This window comes from Microcoleus sp. B9-D4 (genome assembly GCF_036705105.1).
Classification (GTDB): Bacteria; Cyanobacteriota; Cyanobacteriia; order Cyanobacteriales; family Microcoleaceae; genus Microcoleus.
In genome coordinates this window covers 1-18,981 of sequence record NZ_JAUBTS010000048.1, presented here as the reverse complement: position 1 = coordinate 18,981, position 18,981 = coordinate 1, and the positions used below count along the sequence as shown (strand labels likewise).

The following is an 18,981-nucleotide window of genomic DNA, read 5'->3' as shown; positions in this document are numbered from 1 at the left end:
TAGGCGATCGCCCGCAACAGCTAAGTCTAAGCTAGAAATTATAGTTAGATAAAGTTTTGAGGGACTAAAGTCTCTCAAAACTTGATAACTAAGGACTTCCGTCCTTATTACAAACCTATTTTGCGATCGAAATAGAGCTAGGTGTTATTTTGAATGAGCAATATTAACCAAGTATTGGAAAAGGACAAATTGCCAGAATTAGGATTAGTCTGCATTACAACATCCGATGCAGTTCGCTTTCGCACAGTCACGCGGAAGCGACTTTTACAGCTTTCGGAAACTGAACAAGAAACAGTATTGCGCGAGCTTTATACAGACAACTTAAAGCGGCTTGACAAAGCGATCGACTTCTGTTCTGCTAATCAGATTAAGCTCTACCGCATGACTTCTGCACTGTTCCCTTTTGCAGATACAGATTTGGGGGAAGCAGTGCTACACTCTATGACTGAGGAATTGTGGACTACGGGCGATCGCGCTCTTTCTTTGGGCATCCGCTTGGTACTCCACCCCGATCAATTTGTCGTCCTCAGTTCCGACAAGCTTTCTGTGGTTGAAAACAGCATTAAAATTCTCGCGACTCATGCTTTAATTTTAGATATGTTGGGACAGCCCCGATCGCCCCAGGCACTGATGAACATTCACGGCGGCAAGAGCGATCGCATTTCGCAGCTCAAGTCTGTCATCCGCGATTTACCCGAATCAATTCGATCGCGCTTAACCTTTGAAAATGACGAATACGCTTACAGTTCCTCGGAAATTTTAGAAGTTTGTCTCGATACCGGCGTACCAATGGTTTTTGACGCCCACCACCACGTCATTCACGAACATTTAGAAACTTACGACGACCCCAGCGTTGGCGAAATGCTCGCAGCAGCCCGCACAACTTGGTCTGTTCCTGAATGGCAATTAGTACACATATCGAATGGAAAAGAATTTTTTGCCGATCCGCGCCACAGCGATTTAATTACAGAAATGCCTAATTGCTATTATCAGGCTCCTTGGATTGAAGTAGAAGCTAAATTCAAAGAATTAGCTATTGAAAAGTTGCGCGCCGAATGGTTGTCTGCGAATGTTCCACAATTTAGCAATGTCTCTTAGGGTGGGGTTTTACCAACAATAATTGCCTAAAACCAATCATCTCGAAAATTCGCCCCCACCCAAAGGTAAATCGCAAGAACAGGCAAGATGCCTGTTCCACAAAGAATGAATTTTCTTGTGGGGCGTCTCGCAAGAACAGGCAAGATGCCTGTTCCACAAAAAATGAATTTTCTTGTGGGGTGTCCCGCAAGAACAGGCAAGATGCCTGTTCCACAAAGAATGAATTTTCTTGTGGGGTGTCCCGCCCGGTTTATTCCGACAATCCGACAGGGGTTTTTAACCCCTGTCTCATAGCTAAAGTCCTCTAAAAGAGGACTAAAATAGATAGATATAGAGATCGTATTTCCAGTCGGTTTTAACCGACTTTAGCTTTGAGGCAGGGGTTTCAACCCCTGCCGGACTGCCGGATTACCCGACTGTCGAACTGCCGGAATCAATAAAAACCGCGTTAATACAACTATAAAATTATGTGTGGACGATACACTTTAACTACTTCAGGTGAAATCATAGCCGAGTTCTTCAAACTGTCGGCAGTTCCCGACATCAAACCGCGATACAATATCGCCCCAACTCAATCAGTTGCCACAGTAACAGTTGAACCAGAAAAAATGCAGCGAGAGTTTCAATTTATGCGCTGGGGTTTGATTCCAAGTTGGGCAAAAGACATGAAAATAGGCAGTCGCATGATTAATGCGCGATCGGAAACTGTAGCCGAAAAACCTGCTTTTCGCAGCGCCATCAAGCACAGGCGATGTTTGATAGTCGCTGACGGTTTCTACGAATGGCAACAGCAGGGAAAGAACAAACAGCCTTACTATTTTCAAAAGGCAGACGGCGAACCTTTTGCTTTTGCCGGTTTGTGGGAAAATTGGGAATCTCCAGAAAAAGAAAACATTGTATCTTGCAGTATAATTACTACCGCTGCTAACGAAACAGTGCAGCCGCTGCACGATCGAATGCCAGTGATTCTCCCCGACAGCGATTGGGAACAGTGGCTAGATCCTGCTGTTAAAAATGCTCAGGAAGTTTTGCCCCTGTTAAAGCCCTATGCTTCCGAAGCCATGAAAGCAAAAGCGGTAAGTGCGATCGTCAACAGTCCAAGTAGAGACAGTCCCGAATGTATTAGCGATCGACAATAAATCATTGCAGGGGACAAAACCGAGATAGTTTGAGTTATGATCTAAAATGATGTTTGAGTTGTAGCTGTGGTTTTATAAGGATCAGTTTAACTCAGTTGTTATTTGCTCAAACATTTTTTTAATCTTAACATCAGTTAGAAGACCAAAAATATGATCGGATACGTTACACTCGGTACCAACGATATTGAAACGGCAGCCAAGTTTTATGATGCTTTGCTTGCTGAAATAGGTGCTCGACGATTCATGGAATTCGACGGATTTATCGCATGGAGTGTTTCTCCCAATGGACCAGCACTTGCTATTACAAAGCCATTTGATGGTAACACAGCAACTGTTGGCAATGGAGTAATGATAGCTCTTCAAGTTGACAGTCCAGAAAAAGTCAATTTAGTTTATAACAAAGCGATCGAACTTGGGGCTAAGGATGAAGGAGCCGCGGGGCCAAGAGGCGTGTTGCCGGGGTTTTATGCGGGATATTTTCGGGATCTTGATGGGAATAAGCTGAACGTGTTTTGTATGACTGAGCCAAACACTTAAGATTTTTATTTTTCGTGAGGTTCGCCGAAAAAAAGCTATTTCCTGTCGTTAGCTATTAGTTATCAATTCCTAAATAATAGTTGATAACTAATAACTAATGGTTAATTATTATAGCAATCCTTGCAGGAGTCGTAAACTTTTTACCCCACCCCAACCCTCCCCTTGGTAAGGGGAGGGAGTAAGAAAATCACAAATGATGCGAGGATTGCTATAATAACTAAATTAACTGTCGTACATTCGCGCTTCAGCAGCCTCTGGATTTTCCTCGCAATACTCGTCAAAAGCCGTTTTTTCAAGCTTCATCGATCGCTGGTGAGAAGCCTCAGCCTGCATTTCCTCTACAATATCCCACGCTACCGCGCACTCTCTAGAGGTAGCGCCTTTCTCGGCACAGATAGTTCTGGCATCTGCGATCGCCTGTTCGATTTCTTCGTCAAATAAAACACTCTTCGGCTTCTCAAGAAAATCGCTTTTTGTCAATATATCCGTGACAGAAATAATGCCCACTAGCTCGTCCTTAATCACCGGCGCCCGGCGGATGCGGGTATTCGCGAACAACCTAGCCACATATTCCACGCCCAAGTCAGGATTGACCGTAATGCAAGGTTTGGTCATAATCTCGAAGACGCGGACTTTTTTCGGGTCTACTCCGTAGGCTGCTACTTTATAGACAATATCCGTTTCTGTCACAATGCCGTAGGCATCTTGTTCGTGGCGACGTTCCACAATCAACGCGCGCAAACACAAATCGTTCATCATCGCCACCGCTTCAGCTACAGTTGCCGAACCGCGAATGGTAACAACTTCTGTTGTCATAATATCTTGGGCTTTCATCATCATTTTTTATTCCTTCCCGCTGATAAAGTCTACTGCGTCCCGATTTGGGGCTGTCCATTTGATTTGTGATCATCATTAGGACTTACCCTTAGAAACCCGGTTTCTACCAAAATGTTGGGTTTAGTAACGATAAATCCGGTCTAGCAACCAGGTTTCTGAGAAATCGTGCGATCGCAAACTAATCATAAAACCTTTAACGGCATTCGGGATGACAAGTTGCCTGAAACAGCCGGTCGCGGCCCCGGAACCTCTGGAGTCCGCGATTTAGCGCTCAGACGGCAGGGCTGTTTCATTCTCTTGTAGGGGCCGTGCTACCCCTACTCCCCGTGCCGGCCCTCTTGGTCGGATCTTTGAGCTGGTTGGGAGCAGATTTTCCAGCCCCTGTATCAAAGAAGCAAAAGTTAACACAAACTAAGCAACTGCTTGCGCTCGCACAGATCCCCGCCTCTGATAAACTTGATGGCTGGGAGTGCAAAAGAGCACAAGGCACGCATCAGCAGTTGGGAGGATCTAGTTCGTGGACAATGTAATCGGTTTAGAGATTATCGAAGTAGTTGAGCAGGCAGCCATCGCCTCCGCTCGCTTGATGGGCAAAGGCGAGAAAGATGAAGCCGACAGAGTGGCTGTAGAAGCCATGCGGGAGCGCATGAACAAAATTCATATGCGCGGCCGCATCGTGATCGGTGAAGGCGAACGCGATGACGCACCCATGCTTTACATCGGCGAACAAGTAGGTATTTGTACCCGCGAAGATGCCAAAGATGTCTGCAACATAGATGAATTGATCGAAATTGACATCGCTGTTGACCCCTGCGAAGGTACTAACCTGGTAGCTTACGGTCAAAACGGTTCGATGGCAGTTTTGGCAATCTCTGAAAAAGGTGGTTTGTTTGCGGCACCGGATTTCTACATGAACAAATTGGCTGCTCCTGCGGCTGCTAAGAATCATGTAGATATTCGCAAAACCCCCACTCAAAACCTCAAAATTATCTCTGATTGTCTCGGCCGCAGTATTGAAGATTTGGTGGTGGTGGTCATGGATCGCCCCCGACACAAAGATTTAATTAATGAAATTCGGCAAGCGGGTGCAAGAGTTCGGCTGATCAGCGACGGCGACGTTTCGGCAGCGATTTCTTGCGCGTTTTCTGGTTCCAACATCCACGCACTTATGGGTATTGGCGCTGCACCCGAAGGTGTGATTTCCGCAGCAGCAATGCGCTGCTTGGGCGGTCACTTCCAAGGGCAGTTAATTTACGATCCGGCTGTTGTAAAAACTGGTTTGATCGGTGAAAGCAAAGAGAGCAATATCGCCCGCCTTAAAGAGATGGGCATCACAGACCCAGACAAGATTTACAATGCTGAAGAGCTGGCATCTGGAGAAACAGTTCTGTTTGCAGCTTGCGGGATTACTCCCGGAACGCTGATGAATGGAGTTCGCTTCTTTGGCGGCGGCGCTCGCACTGAAAGTTTGGTAATTTCTTCTCAGTCGAAAACGGCTCGATTTGTGGATACAATCCATATGTTTGACCAGCCGAAATCTCTGCAATTGAATTAGTGATTAGTTAGTGGTTAACAGTTAAATGTTAACAATTAACAGTTAACGGTTAACAGTCACCGATGATTAGCAATTAGCGATAAACTAAGAACTAATAACAGGTGACTGTTAACAACTAAGAAAGAAATAGTGACAAATCACAGATATGAATATTGCAGTCATAGGTCTCAGCCACAAAACAGCGCCGGTAGAAGTTCGCGAAAAACTGAGCATTCCAGAACAGAAAGTTGAAGCGGCGATCGCCCAATTGCGCGGCTACCCGCACATTCAAGAGGTTGCCATCCTCAGCACTTGCAACCGCTTAGAGATTTATATTGTTACCAGCGAGTCGGAGCCTGGTGTGCGAGAGGTTATTCAGTTCCTTTCAGAATGCAGTAAAGTTTATGTGCAGTCTTTGCGCCCTCACCTGTTTATTTTGCTGCACGAAGATGCGGTGATGCACTTGATGCGAGTGGCTTCTGGCCTCGACAGTTTGGTTCTCGGAGAAGGACAAATTTTGGCTCAGGTGAAACAAACTCACAAACTCGCCCAGCAGTACAAAGGTGTAGGCAGAATTTTAGAGCGCTTGTTCAAGCAAGCTCTCACAGCAGGGAAGCGAGTTCGCACGGAAACTAGCATCGGTACCGGTGCAGTTTCTATCAGTTCGGCGGCGGCAGAATTGGCTCAAATGAAGGGTCAGCATTTAGCAAGCAGCAAAATTGCGATTATCGGTGCTGGCAAAATGTCGCGGCTTTTGGTACAGCATTTGCTCTCAAAAGGAGCTAGCCATATTTCGATCGTTAACCGCTCTGTGCGGGGCGCGCTGGAGTTGGCAGGCCAGTTTAAAGATGCTGAACTGCACCTGTATCAGCTATCGGAAATGATGCAGGTAATTTCCAGTTCTGACTTGGTTTTTACCAGTACCGCAGCTACCGAGCCACTGTTAAATAAAGCTAAATTGGAAGCTGTTTTAGACCCGAATCGCCCTTTGATGTTGGTGGATATTTCTGTACCGCGCAACATTGACTCGGATGCGAATGAACTCGCTAATGTGCGATCGTTTAATGTGGACGACTTGAAAGCAGTGGTAGCTCAAAATCACGAAAGCCGCCGCAAAATGGCAATGGAAGCTCAGGGCTTGCTGGAACAGGAAGTAGAGGCTTTTGATCTCTGGTGGCGCAGTCTGGAAACGGTTCCTACTATTAGCTGTTTGCGGGATAAGATAGAATTGATTCGGGAACAAGAGTTAGAAAAAGCTTTATCACGTCTGGGTTCGGAATTTTCGGAGAAACATCAAGACGTGATTGAATCTTTAACAAGGGGGATTGTGAATAAGATTTTGCACGATCCGATGGTACAGTTACGCGCTCAGCAGGATATTGAGGCGCGGCGGCAAGCGATGCAAACTTTGCAAACACTGTTTAATTTGGATGTTGATGTCAATCAGCAGTACAGCTAGTTTGTCATTAGTCATTGGTCATTAGTCATTAGTCAGTTGACAGGAAAGCAGTTAGCCGTTGACCAGAAAGCAGGAGTCAGATTATGCCCGGTCAATTACCATGAATAAAAATGCCTCCAACCCTGGCGGCAAAAGCATCATTCGGGAGGGTAATTTGCTGGAACCTGATATCAGTTATCATTCAACCAATAACTAATGACTAACAACTAATGACTAATAACTAATGACTAATAGGCGAATTTATCAAATAATCCTACTGATTGCGGCGCTATGGCTGGTTGTTGAGTTTGCCTCCCGGATGGCGGCAGAAATTCTCTGGTTTCAGGAAGTTGGATATCTTCAGGTTTTTCTATTAAAGCTTACAACTCAAGGGTTGCTGGGGACGATCGCAATTGCTGTTTCTTCTGTCTTTTTGCTAGGAAATTTGGCTTTAGCCCGCTGCCTGCAACATCCCGCAGAGGAAATGAAATCGCCGGTTGCGGGGGCGCTATTCGCTTCACTGAGGGCGAACAAAACTGGGAAAAATTACGAATTACCTCTTGCTAAATCCCAAATTAGCTTTTCTTGGCTGCTGTTGGCAGTATTCGGATTGAGTTCGATCGCAACTTTTATAGTAATTCACTACGGGGTGTTAGCTGCAAATAGCCTCACCTATTTCGGTATAGCTGACAATTTACCTCCACCGCCCGTGCAGTTGGGAATTGAGTCAATCCAGCAAATAGCGCGACAGCTATTTTCTCACTGGTGGCAGTTGGGCTTGCTGCTGGGGACAATGTTAGCTGTGGTAATTAAGCCTGATTTTTGGCTGCGGGCGATCTCCCTTTTTCTCAGTTTGGCGATCGGGCTGATTGCCACCAGTCGCTGGACAAATGTTTTACAATATTTTCACCCTACTAATTTTAACACAACCGACCCTCTTTTTAATCAAAACATTAGCTTTTATGTATTTATTTTGCCAATCTTAGATTTGCTAGGCTTGTGGCTGACAGTTGTATTTTTGTACAGTTTAGTATCTTGTGCTTTAACATATTTGCTGTCAGGAAATAGCCTGAGTCAAGGGAGATTTTTGGGGTTTTCTCGATCGCAGCAGCGGCACTTGTACGGGTTGGGTGCAGCTTTAATGCTAGCCGTTGCATTCCGCTACTGGCTGGGGCGCTACGCATTGCTGTATGCGCGGGGAGACGTTACTTACGGGGCGAATTATGCTGACGTGACGGTGCGGCTGCCCTGCTATGGATTTTTGAGTATTTTGGCGGGGGCGATCGCACTTTTGATGCTGTGCCAGGTTTACCCATTCAACATTAAAAATGAACTCATAAAAAAGATTATTTTAGGGTGGCTAACTTTAAGTTTTTTGGGAACTTGGCTGCTGCCAACACTTGTGCAGCAACTCCTAGTTAAACCCAACGAACTAGCACGAGAAAAGCCGTACCTCAAGCGCAGCATTGCCTTTACTCAAGAAGCCTTTGACCTCAACAATATAGAAATAAAAACTTTCGATCCCGCCGGAAAACTTACTTATGCCGACTTAGAAAAAAATAAACTTACTATTAGCAACATCCGGCTGTGGGACAAGCTGCCGCTGCTGCAAACCACCCGACAGTTACAGCAAATTAGACCCTATTATACCTTTCCTGATGCCGATATCGAGCGCTACACAATCAAAAATGAAAAAGCAAAAAAGGGAGATTCTGAAAGCCAACAAGTGTTTCTGGCAGCGCGGGAATTAGATTACACAGCAGTTGCCCCAGAAGCTCAAACTTGGGTGAACAAGCACCTGGTTTACACTCACGGTTATGGCTTTACTCTTTCTCCGGTAAATACCGTCGGTGTCGGCGGTTTACCCGATTATTTTGTCAAAGATATTGGAGTTGCAGCCCAGACAGGAGAGACTGCTTTGGGAGTAACTAGCGATCGAATTCGGGCTAGTATTCCGATCGGCTACCCGCGAATTTACTACGGCGAAATCACCGATACAGAAGCGATGGCGCCCACAAAAGTTAAAGAATTCGACTACCCCAGCGGCGAAGACAATGTTTACAATACTTACAGCGGTAGGGGCGGAATTGCGATCGGTTCTATGTGGCGGCGCTGGCTGTTTGCTAATTATCTCAAAAATTGGCAAATGGCACTTACCCGCAATTTTACGCCTGAAACTAAATTGCTATACCGCCGAAATATTAACAAAAGAGTCCGGGCGATCGCTCCTTTTTTGCGCTACGATTCCGATCCGTATTTAGTAGTAGCCAACGCCAATCTTAGCAATGATGATATAGAAAAAGAAAAAGATGAAAATGGCAACGAGATTAAACCTTCACCCTCGGCCACTGATAAATCTCCCAACTATCTTTACTGGATTATCGATGCCTATACAGCGAGCGATCGCTATCCGTATTCTGACCCCGGAAATCATGAGTTTAACTACATCCGCAACTCCGTTAAAGTAGTGATTGATGCCTACAACGGGTCTGTTGACTTCTACGTTGCCAATCCCTCCGATCCGATTATTAACAGTTGGATGGCAATCTTTCCCGGACTCTTCAAACCCCTTGACAAAATGCCTCCGGCTCTCCGCAAACATATCAGATCTCCAGTAGATTTATTGAGCATTCAATCAGAACGCTTGCTAACTTATCATATGGAAGACCCACAAGTATTTTACAATCGGGAGGATTTGTGGCGAGTTCCCAATGAAATTTATGGCAGCGAACAGCAGCCCGTATCACCCTATTATTTGATTATGAAGCTGCCCACTGAAAAAGCCGAAGAATTTATTTTGCTGCTGCCATTTACACCAGTAAGTCGCAACAATTTAATTGCTTGGATTGCAGGGCGATCGGATGGTAGCGAGTACGGAAAATTGCTGCTTTATTTATTCCCCAAACAGCGATTAGTTTACGGCCCCGAACAAATAGAAGCTTTAATTAACCAAGATCCAGTTATTTCCGAACAAATCTCTCTCTGGAATCGCCAGGGTTCAAAAGCCATTCAAGGAAACTTATTAGTAATTCCCATAGAACAATCTTTACTGTATGTGGAACCTCTTTACTTAGAAGCCGAACGCAATAGTTTGCCAACTTTAATCAGAGTTATTGCTGCCTACGAAAACCGCATCGTCATGGCAGAAAATCTTGACTTGGCACTCAAAGCACTTTTTCAGCAACAATCTACTAATAAACCGGCCATTATTCGACCTCTAGAAGGAACAGCACCAGCTTTAAATAGTCAATGATATCAATTTCGGTTGCACTCATCATGATTGTTGACTGTTGACTGTTGACTGCTGGCTGTTGACTGTTTACTAGGGGTCTAAAAACTGAATGGTTGAGTGTTACAGCCTGTTCCAGGTTCATGAAGTACACTATAAAGCTATATTGTGTGGTGTTAATCTGTAGGGTGCGGATCTGCGAAATATTGGTCGATAAAACTTATAGATTGACGGGTGTATCCGCACCTTACACGGGCGATCGCTCTTCTTGTGTGTACCACATCTACATGGAATATGCTGTAAGTGTTGACTCTATTTTATTATTCCGCTCCCAGCGAAAACGATATAAATTACTGCGATTTCTGTTCGCTAGTAGCCTTGATATCCTGCCACCAAACATTGACATAGGGCCACATCAATCTCTCGTCTCCTCCAGAATCTAGTTTCACAGTCACCTCATAACGGTCAATATGCGTGAGCTCGCCAGTTTTACCATTCAAAAAAAATTGTTTGGGATTGTCGGTGCAAATTTCTACCCTTTGATTCAACAGCGGCAGCATCTGGGTAGAAGAACCCTGAAACGGATTTTTGCCTTTGAGTACATAGCCGCCAATCAAAGATAAGTACATTGAAGCTAGGAAAAATACTGTACATAAACCCACAATTACCAGTATTTTTTGTTGTGAAAAACTGGTATCAACGCTCGCATATCCTACGCACATAGTTCCAAAAAACAACAAATTTGGCAGGTACAGCCCATCTTCCAGAAACACGCTACCAAAAAGCATCAGGGCTACCTGAAAACCAAATAATGCAGCCACCCAACTCCAGCCAGTTAGCAATGATGCAGATAGTAGCCAATTCATTGCTAGAGTAAGGGCGATCGCCATTGCTATTGCCCCAAGCGGTGCTGCATAATCGTATTGTCTGAAGGGAAGAAGAACAAAAAATACTAAAGCATACGCAAAACCGGCAACAGCCAGTGCTAATCCACTAATTATTTGGTTCCCGTTCAGCATGGCGAGGAATTTTTAGAACACTAAAGTGGAGCGTTCATCTTCTGTTGTGATAGTAGCCGTTGACAATTCCCAGCGGACTAAGGCCAGAAATTCTAACCGTAGGGTGCGCCACGAGCAGCTTACCGCTATATTTAGGGGAGCGAACCGATTTGTTAACCAAGCGTGCTATCCCAGTTTCCGAAGGCAGAAGTCAGCCGGATCTGAAGGTAGAATTTTCAGAAAACCAGATTATTTAGGGTCGATCGACTTAACAAATTGTTGCACAGGCTGTGGTAGAGCCGGCACAAAAGTCTTTCTAAAACCCCTAACATCGAACACTCGCCACAAAATACCTACCGCTACCGTCAAGAAAAATAACGCTCCCAAAAAATTGAACACAGTAGACAGAAAACCGCTGTCCCTTTTTTTCGGAGGTGTAATATGTTTCATGCGATATACAGCCGGCTCGTAATCTCTCGACTCCTCGCGATTGCGGGGCGGCGTTTTGGGGCGCGAACTCGCACTGCGCTTCTGAGTCAAACCCGTTTTATTAGTTTTAGTAAAACTGCTGGGCGACTTTAGCTCAGAAGCGCCGCGGGTTCCCGTTAACTTGCTAGCAGAAGCCCCCGTTTGGCCAACAGCAGCATCCTGAATTCTGCTGTTAGGGCGCTGAGTCGATTTGCGTTCGGCGAGGGTACGCATCAAAGTTTGCAATTGCTGAGTCGCCGCCGGCGGGCGTTCCCCTTTCCTCGCCCAATTTAACAGCATCGCCCCGGTAATCCCGCAGAGATTCGTAGCGCCTACAGAAGCCAGCCGCTTCAGCAGAGGCTGGCTGTTGGACACAAAAATAACCAATGCGTCCGGGTGTTCCTGAGCCAAACCGTAAACGCACTGAGCCGTCGCCACTACCAGCATTGCTGGCTTGCTTTGATTTTTGATCGAAGGTTCGAGAGCTCGGTGTGTTTCCTGAGCGTCAGTTGCAATCCAACCACTGTCGGCAAAAAATCGCATAAACTCTCTAGCTACTTGCTCTTGAGCTTTTTCCACCGCTTGCCCTGTCAGACGATCTATTTCGTCGTACACTACTTCCGGGATATAGCAAGTTCCCACCTTGGCATATTCTTGCCACACTTGGGTTCTGCCTGTCATTAAAACATCTGCATCAAAAGTTACCAATACAGGAGGAAGTTGATTAGCCATGACTTTATCCTATAGGCTTAGATAAGTTATTTAAACTTAATCGATCAAGTTTAAACAAATTTTGGGATATAAAAAAATCAACTTTTGGTAGTAGATAAATTACCCTGGGCGGGGGTTTTAATTGGAAATTAGTAGTTAGGAACCCGATCGCCCTTCAGTTCCCAGTTCGATCGCTTAATTCCTAGATTCCACTAATTTACCGCAACCCAAGAGCCTATTACCAAAGATGCCCGACTACTGCTAGTTCCCGATTCCCAGACGGCCAGCCAAAGCCGGAGTCAAAGGCAACAGGGCAGCAATCATCAAGAACAAAGCTAGCAAACCCAAAGCCGCGCGAGCGTCGTCAGGCTCAGTCAGCTCGTTGAGGCTCGGCCGCTCCAAATTCCGCTGTAAAATCAGAATCACGATCGCCCAATACAGAGCCAAAGGATTAACTAAAGAAACGATGGCCAGCACCACAAAAGTCGCCAAAGTAGTGCGGCTGGCTATTTTCCGACCGTAGATGGCTTGCACGATTCTACCCCCATCCAACTGTCCCGCCGGCATCAAATTAATCGCCGTTATTACCAAGCCCAACCAACCGATAACTACCAGCGGGTGAACGTCAACAATCTGCTGCTGCAAAGCCGAACCCAAAACCACTTTTGCCAAAGTTCCCACCAAAACCGAGCCCTTGAAAAATTCTGCGGGAATTTGAAACAAACTGCCGGGGTGAGACAGCAGCAAACCCGTTACCAGCATTAGCACAGAAACTATTCCCCCAGCCGCTGAACCGGCAAAAGCGATGTCAAACAAAACTTTACGGTTGGGCAGCAGCGACTCAAAACGGTCGATCGCTCCAAAACAACCTATCTGCAAAGTTGGTATAAAAAATGGCCAACTCAAGCCAACCTTGTACCGATTTGCCAGCACTCTGCGAGCAATTTCCCCAGAGCCTAAAACCGCCCAAATTCCGGCGGAAATTGGCAGAACTTCTAGATATCTAGCCGGCGAGTTAAAGAAATCGAAACCTAGCAGCAAACCGCCTGTCTCTAAGCTAGTAGCAATTGTTGCCAGCAGCAGCACGACTGCTAGGATTTTTTGAGACACCGTTGTTGGCTGCGGGTCGTTGGTGCTGGGCAAGATAATAACTACGGGCTTGTCGTCCTGATTTTCTACTAAAAATAGACGGTAGCGATCGTTTAATTTTTCTTCCAAACTTGCCGTCAAACGTGAGTGTACTTGTTCTGGGTCTCCCCGGAGATTGCCTTTGAGAATTACCCCATCTTGATAAGGAATCGTTTCTGTGGCAAAGAAAGTATCAATTCCAAAGATGCCTTTAATTGCCTTGAGGTCTTCCACTGGAACGGGAATAATTTGTAATTCATTATTCGCAGGCGACGAGGTGACGATCTTAATGGTTTCTGGGCCTGGTGGTCGCTGCGACTCAGGGGCCGAGAAACCATCGCTTTGGGACTTTACCTCAGCAGCATCCGGGCGTGGCAGCACTGTATCAGATGCAGCCTTACGCAATTGCCGGCCCAGATAAATGTACAATCCCGTGGATGCCACTAGCAGCAACAATACCGCCACTAGATTGAGGTAAATTCCGGCGGCGAACAAACCAAAGAACAGCAGCCAGGGACTCATCAGCGCAACAGACTGCAACCAAGCCAAAATTCCCAGTTTGCCAAAAGGTCTGGCGCGATAAAATCCCCAACCCAGAATTCCCAGAGCAACCAATACGAGCGCAATTGTTGCCGTATTTTCCGATGCAACTATAGGCATTCCGGTTGCTTGCGCCAGTAGGGGCTTTAATCGGTCGATCGCGCTGCGGTCGAGTAATAGCATTAAATTTTGGGGAACATTAAATAGAGTTGTTGGGAACATATCCAAACCTATCGGAAACTAGCCTGATTACTAAGGATAACCTCTGAGGGCTACTCGGCCCACAACCTGCTGCTGGTGCTGTTTGAACATCGCAGGATCTAGGCTATTGACACAATAGACTTTTTATGATATCACATCGGCTGTGTCAAACCTATACTCAGAAGACTTACTAAAATCCTAGACATTTCTGGAGAAATCCCGAAATAGCTAAGTAAGTCCAGGCTTTCGTTATTAGGGAGCGTTAAAGTTCATACCTTGGAGTACGTGCCAGCCTCAAGCACTATAACTCCGCAGTTAAACAGGCAAGGATTTGTAAAGCCAGTGCTGTGGAGAAAGTACCGCCTAATAACTATGCCGAGGCAACCTTTACTAATTAGGAATAGACGCAACCATGTCTAAAACCCCCAATCAAGTATTCGTACTTGACGCTGACAAAAAACCTCTAACTCCGTGCCTGCCAGTGATAGCTAGAAAGCTATTGAATGCAGGCAAAGCAAAGGTTTTTAAACTGTACCCGTTTACAATTATTCTGGGAAAATCGGTCAACGATCTACCAGAACCAATTGAAATCCGCATCGACCCTGGTAGCAAGACTACTGGCATAGCTTTGGTTCAGGGAATCCAAGTCATTTGGGGCGCTGAACTCACTCATCGGGGTCAAGCTATCAAGTCTCGACTTGAAACCCGTCGGGGCGTCCGGCGCAGCCGCCACAACCGCAAAACTCGTTATCGAAAAGCGAGATTCTTAAATCGCACTCGTCCGAAAGGCTGGTTGCCTCCCAGCTTGCAGCACCGAGTCTTAACGACTATGACGTGGGTTTCTCGCCTTCGTAAACTAGCACCTATCCAATCAATTGCTTTCGAGTTGGTAAACTTTGACACTCAAAAAATGCAAAATCCAGAGATTTCCGGCGTTGAATATCAACAAGGGGAATTACAAGGTTACGAGGTTAGACAGTACCTACTCGAAAAGTGGAATCGGGAGTGTGCTTACTGTGGTAGTGAAAATCTACCGCTGCAAGTTGAGCATATCAATCCACGCGCCAAAGGTGGCACTAATCGTGTTTCTAATCTTTGCTTAGCTTGTGAAAGATGCAACCTCAAAAAGGGGACTCAAGATATTAAGGATTTTCTTAAGAAAAAGCCCGAAGTTCTTAAGAAAATAATGAGTCAAGCTAAAGCACCATTGAAGGACGCAGCAGCAGTTAACGCAACCAAGTCCGCTTTGTTCCAAGCTCTGAAGGCTACAGCGATTGAACCTATTTATGTAGGACGCGGTTCTTTGACGAAGTTCAATCGGACTAATTTGAAGTTCCCAAAGGCTCATTGGATCGATGCTGCTTGTTGTGGAGATGTAAGTCAAGGTTTGACTTTAACTATCAATCAACCGTTGCTAATTAAGGCGATGGGCTGGGGAAGTCGTCAAGTCGTGCAGACTGACAAATATGGGTTTCCGCGTTCGGGGTATAAACCAAAGAAAAAGGTCGCAGGCTGGAATACTGGAGACATTGTTTCGGTAATTGGTGGAAAACATCAAGGGGTTAAATGCAAAAGAATTAAAACCACTAGGTTCAAAGGTAATTTTGATATTCGGGTAAACGATAGCGTGATTAGCGTTTCTCGGAATCAACTTAAGCCTGTTCATCGCAGCGATGGATATAACTACTCGTTTGCATGAGATTGTCGTGAAATGTCCAAGAAAACAGTTAGAGTACCAGTGTCGATCGGCCAGAAGCGGGAAGATTCGCCCCGTTTGGCAGATGGGGCTTTTTAAGGATTTGTTTCGGATGCCCGACGCCGAAAATAAAAACTCGGCTCCGACCCTCGCAGAATTTCCAGAGCCAGCCGACTTACTCAACCAGTTGAAAGCGCGGCGCAAAAAATCCAGGGCGGACTTGGCAGACGTGGAGATGTTCTTGGAAATATTGGGTTCGGAGAGTTAACCCGTGTCTACTGCAAGGATGCCGGGATACCACCTGACCCAGATAGGCAGTGTTTCGCATTTGTTGTGCGAAACAAAATGCGAAACAAATGCGAAACAAATAAGGTTTGAGCCGCTCTCTCCTTTTCGGTAAAGAACGGCTCAAAGCATTGATGCTATTAGGTTTTGTTAACGGGTACGGCAGGACTTGAATCAAAGCCTCGCTCTTGAATTACGAATTTCCGTCGTTATAGGCATTTTTTGCACCCACTCTGAAAGTCCTGTTTTTGATTTGAGCGAACACTGAGCGACGTGCTGTAGGCTTAGTGCATCAGTCAAACTCAGCGCTATTAGAGTAGGGAGCGAAAGATGAGCGAAAAATCAAATCCAGTGACGGCAAGTACCACCGCAGACTACCTTATTGGCTACGAGCGGATTCTAGACTACTTCCAACAAGCACAGAAAGAATGCCCCAAGGGCGTAGGGCTAAAAAGAGACAGGAAAGCGAGCGGTGGTTACATAACGTTGCAATTCAAGTTAGGTGACAAGCGGGTCAACAAAACTTGTGGGTGCTACCTGACCATGCAAGGTATCACTGATGCTCTGAGGAAAGCTCATCTAGTTGCTAGCGGTTTACAGTCCTTCTCTAGCGAGAGTCGGTTTTTAGCCTGGTATCATAAAACTTCATTAAGTTTGTAAGCATCAATAAACAATAGTAGTATCATATAGTCAAGAAAGTCTCACAAGGAAATGTTGCTCTCGTTAAAAGATGGAGGCCCTGAATGCAACTAGCAGAGAGGCATATCATTAAATCTACAGAACACCGTTTCGCCCAGATTGATGAATTAGCTTTTAAATCCAAGAATCTCTACAATGCTGCTAACTACGCCATTCGTCAGAGTTTTGTTTATGGATGGAGTTACATCAATTACAACGAAATGAATCGTTTAATGAAGTCTCATCAAGCATACAAGGCTTTGCCTGCCAAAGTCAGTCAGCAAATCTTGATGATATTGGACAAGAATTGGAAATCATTTTTTGAAGCGGTTAAAGCCTACAAAACTGATCCCTCTAAATTTACTGGTCGCCCAAAACTGCCGTTGTACAAAGATAAGGTCAAAGGGCGAAACATTCTCGTGTACACGATTCAAGCAATTAGCAGCACGCAGTTGAAGAAAGGAATCATCAAGCTTTCGGGTACGGAAATTTTAATCAAAACCAAAGTAAATCCCGATCATATTTGCCAAGTTAGGTTGGTTCCCAAATGCGATTCGTATGTAATTGAGGTCATTTACAATGAACAAGAGTCCACCGCCAGCGACGATAATTTTGTGGCTAGCATTGATTTAGGACTAGATAACTTGGTGGCGTTAACTTCAAATCAGCCGGGTTTTACCCCGCTCCTGATTAACGGGCGACCACTGAAATCTATCAATCAGTTTTATAACAAACGCTCTTCACAATTACAATCTCAATTAAAAGGAAGTCGAAAAACTTCGCCTCGCATTCAGCGCTTAACTCGCTGTCGCAATCAGAAAGTTGACAATTACTTACATCATGCTAGCCGTCTAATTATTAACCTTTTGCTCACCAAGCAGATTGGGACGCTAGTAATTGGCAAGAACGCGCAGTGGAAAACAGAAATTGATCTAGGGAAGCAAACCAATCAAAACTTTGTTAGTATTCCTCACTCTCGATTAATTGAAATGTTGGAGTACAAAGCTCGGTTGGCTGGAATCAATGTAATTGTGCAGGAAGAATCCTACACATCCCGCTCCAGTTTTTTAGGTTTAGACCCCATTCCTGTTTATGGAAAAACCGAAAAAGAGCCTGTGTTTACTGGTAAGCGGATTAAGCGGGGTTTGTACAAAACATCGGTTGGTCAGCTAATTAATTCCGATGTGAATGCAGCGTACAATATCCTCAGAAAAGCAATCCCAAATGCGTTCAGCTTTCTTGATAGGGAGCTGCGTAGTTCAGCCGAGGCGGGTTAATCCGCTCAAAGTAAAACGGAAAGGGGAGGGGCTGACGCCTCCCATGTCATTGCAATAAATGACTATAGTTTTACCAGCTATGATGATGTTATTTTGGATAAAAACGTCATCAAAAATGATTTGATAACGTTTGGTCAGGCGATAACAAAAGTAGAGAAAGAATACTGGGATGGACGCACTAAACGCCGTCAACAACGTGACAGGAGCAGTATTAGTCAGCAACGTACTTGGATTGCCGTTTACGGTGACTACTATAAGCTGTTGCCACAAGATACGGTCGTAAACCTAACAGATGTCCTGTCCGTAGTTAACGGTAAAAAACCAGGAACCAAGTGCTTTAAAAATTGCTTGTGTGCCATGAAAAAGCTTGCTGAGACTATTGACAGTACAGACTTATTGGGCAGGCTCAAAGAGATTGACGGTACACAAACAGAATTTCGTGAAGACCTTCAAACTTTATCGGTTGATGAGTTTTTAAAGCTTCGCGAATTGGTTTTAGCTGTTCCCAACAACAAACGATACCATTTGGAATCACGTAGGCGGTGGATGTGGGTATTCTCAATGCAGTTGGTGTATGGCTTTCGAGTTCATGAGGTTTTTGCAATTCAGAATATTGACAAACCATTTAAGACGAAAGATGGTGTTATTATTCCTGCCTTGAATGAACCGATAAACAAACAAATGATTGCCGTAGTAGGCGAGAAGACGTTACTAGATACTACAACTAAGACGGGCTACAGATTGTGTATACCCATGCTCCCTCCTACTCATCCTGACTTGATGGAATGTTTAGAAATCAAGTCAGGCAACTTGCCTGATGTTAGAACATCGTCAAACAATCCAAAGACGATTAGTGGGCTATACAGTGACCGCGCACAAACTATCTTAAGAAGATGGGACAAAGGCTTTACCCAAACCCACGCTTTACGTCACTTAGCGAATCTCAACGGTCAAATGGCGGGGATGTCTCAGGAGACAAGAGCTAAGAGTTTGGGGCATTCAACACAGATGAATGAAGGTACTTATAAAAAACGAGCCAATACTCAGACAACGATTGATTTACTAACTCAGTCCACAACAGAAGCTATTCCATTGGGTAGTGCAATTGGAGTGCTTAAACAGTTGGGAAGTGACGGGAAAAATGTCAAACTGCTAGCCGCTATTTACGGCATTACACCCCACGAAGT

General features: G+C 45.2%; 14 protein-coding genes and 1 pseudogene. 11 read left to right on the top strand and 4 right to left on the bottom strand.

The window, feature by feature from the left end:
• Positions 1-153 precede the first annotated feature (153 nt).
• The 3 genes from uvsE to QUB24_RS23820 all read left to right on the top strand — a co-directional run bounded on the left by uvsE (position 154) and on the right by QUB24_RS23820 (position 2,774).
• Positions 154-1,098, top strand: coding sequence for a UV DNA damage repair endonuclease UvsE (gene uvsE, locus QUB24_RS23830; RefSeq protein ID WP_333155971.1), 945 nt, complete (start codon positions 154-156; stop codon positions 1,096-1,098).
• Positions 1,099-1,565: 467 nt separating this feature from the next.
• On the top strand, positions 1,566-2,237 hold the full coding sequence (locus QUB24_RS23825; RefSeq protein WP_333155970.1) for an SOS response-associated peptidase: 672 nt from the start codon (positions 1,566-1,568) through the stop codon (positions 2,235-2,237).
• Between the two features lie 150 nt (positions 2,238-2,387).
• Entirely contained in the window at positions 2,388-2,774 is a 387-nt protein-coding gene (locus QUB24_RS23820; RefSeq protein WP_333155969.1) for a VOC family protein, read from the top strand.
• A gap of 222 nt (positions 2,775-2,996) precedes the next feature.
• On the opposite strand, the gene QUB24_RS23815 is transcribed toward QUB24_RS23820, so the two are convergent.
• Positions 2,997-3,614 carry a CP12 domain-containing protein gene (locus tag QUB24_RS23815; RefSeq protein ID WP_333155967.1) on the bottom strand — a complete coding sequence of 206 codons (618 nt, stop codon included), beginning with the start codon at positions 3,612-3,614 and terminating at the stop codon, positions 2,997-2,999.
• Between the two features lie 514 nt (positions 3,615-4,128).
• Here QUB24_RS23815 and glpX point away from each other — a divergent pair.
• The 3 genes from glpX (at position 4,129) to QUB24_RS23800 (ending at position 9,836) form a co-directional block, all read left to right on the top strand.
• Positions 4,129-5,166, top strand: coding sequence for a class II fructose-bisphosphatase (glpX, locus tag QUB24_RS23810; protein ID WP_333155966.1), 1,038 nt, complete (start codon positions 4,129-4,131; stop codon positions 5,164-5,166).
• A gap of 145 nt (positions 5,167-5,311) precedes the next feature.
• Positions 5,312-6,604, top strand: a complete 1,293-nt coding sequence (locus tag QUB24_RS23805; RefSeq protein WP_333155964.1) for a glutamyl-tRNA reductase — start codon at positions 5,312-5,314, stop codon at positions 6,602-6,604.
• 223 nt (positions 6,605-6,827) lie between these two features.
• Complete coding sequence (locus QUB24_RS23800) at positions 6,828-9,836, top strand: UPF0182 family protein (RefSeq protein WP_333155963.1); 3,009 nt, start codon at positions 6,828-6,830, stop codon at positions 9,834-9,836.
• 326 nt (positions 9,837-10,162) lie between these two features.
• Here the strand turns inward: QUB24_RS23800 and QUB24_RS23795 are convergent, their stop codons facing one another.
• The 3 genes from QUB24_RS23795 to QUB24_RS23785 form a co-directional block, all read right to left on the bottom strand.
• Entirely contained in the window at positions 10,163-10,831 is a 669-nt protein-coding gene (locus QUB24_RS23795) for a hypothetical protein (protein WP_333155962.1), read from the bottom strand.
• A gap of 228 nt (positions 10,832-11,059) precedes the next feature.
• A complete protein-coding gene (locus QUB24_RS23790) occupies positions 11,060-12,010 on the bottom strand; it encodes a hypothetical protein (RefSeq protein WP_333155961.1) in 951 nt (316 codons plus the stop codon).
• Positions 12,011-12,250: 240 nt separating this feature from the next.
• On the bottom strand, positions 12,251-13,777 hold the full coding sequence (locus QUB24_RS23785) for a site-2 protease family protein (protein WP_445300433.1): 1,527 nt from the start codon (positions 13,775-13,777) through the stop codon (positions 12,251-12,253).
• A gap of 493 nt (positions 13,778-14,270) precedes the next feature.
• On the opposite strand from QUB24_RS23785, the gene iscB reads away from it, so the two are divergent.
• The 5 genes and pseudogenes from iscB to QUB24_RS23760 form a co-directional block, all read left to right on the top strand.
• Positions 14,271-15,557 (top strand): RNA-guided endonuclease IscB, encoded by a 1,287-nt coding sequence (gene iscB, locus QUB24_RS23780; protein ID WP_333155959.1) that lies wholly within the window; start codon positions 14,271-14,273, stop codon positions 15,555-15,557.
• A 7-nt stretch (positions 15,558-15,564) separates the two neighbouring features.
• Positions 15,565-15,822, top strand: a complete 258-nt coding sequence (locus QUB24_RS23775; protein WP_333155958.1) for a hypothetical protein — start codon at positions 15,565-15,567, stop codon at positions 15,820-15,822.
• Between the two features lie 347 nt (positions 15,823-16,169).
• On the top strand, positions 16,170-16,499 hold the full coding sequence (locus QUB24_RS23770) for a hypothetical protein (RefSeq protein WP_333155956.1): 330 nt from the start codon (positions 16,170-16,172) through the stop codon (positions 16,497-16,499).
• Positions 16,500-16,582: 83 nt separating this feature from the next.
• Positions 16,583-17,852, top strand: a pseudogene (locus QUB24_RS23765) (RNA-guided endonuclease InsQ/TnpB family protein).
• A 35-nt stretch (positions 17,853-17,887) separates the two neighbouring features.
• The coding region (locus QUB24_RS23760) for a hypothetical protein (protein ID WP_333155955.1) at positions 17,888-18,981 on the top strand (1,094 nt) is incomplete at its 3' end.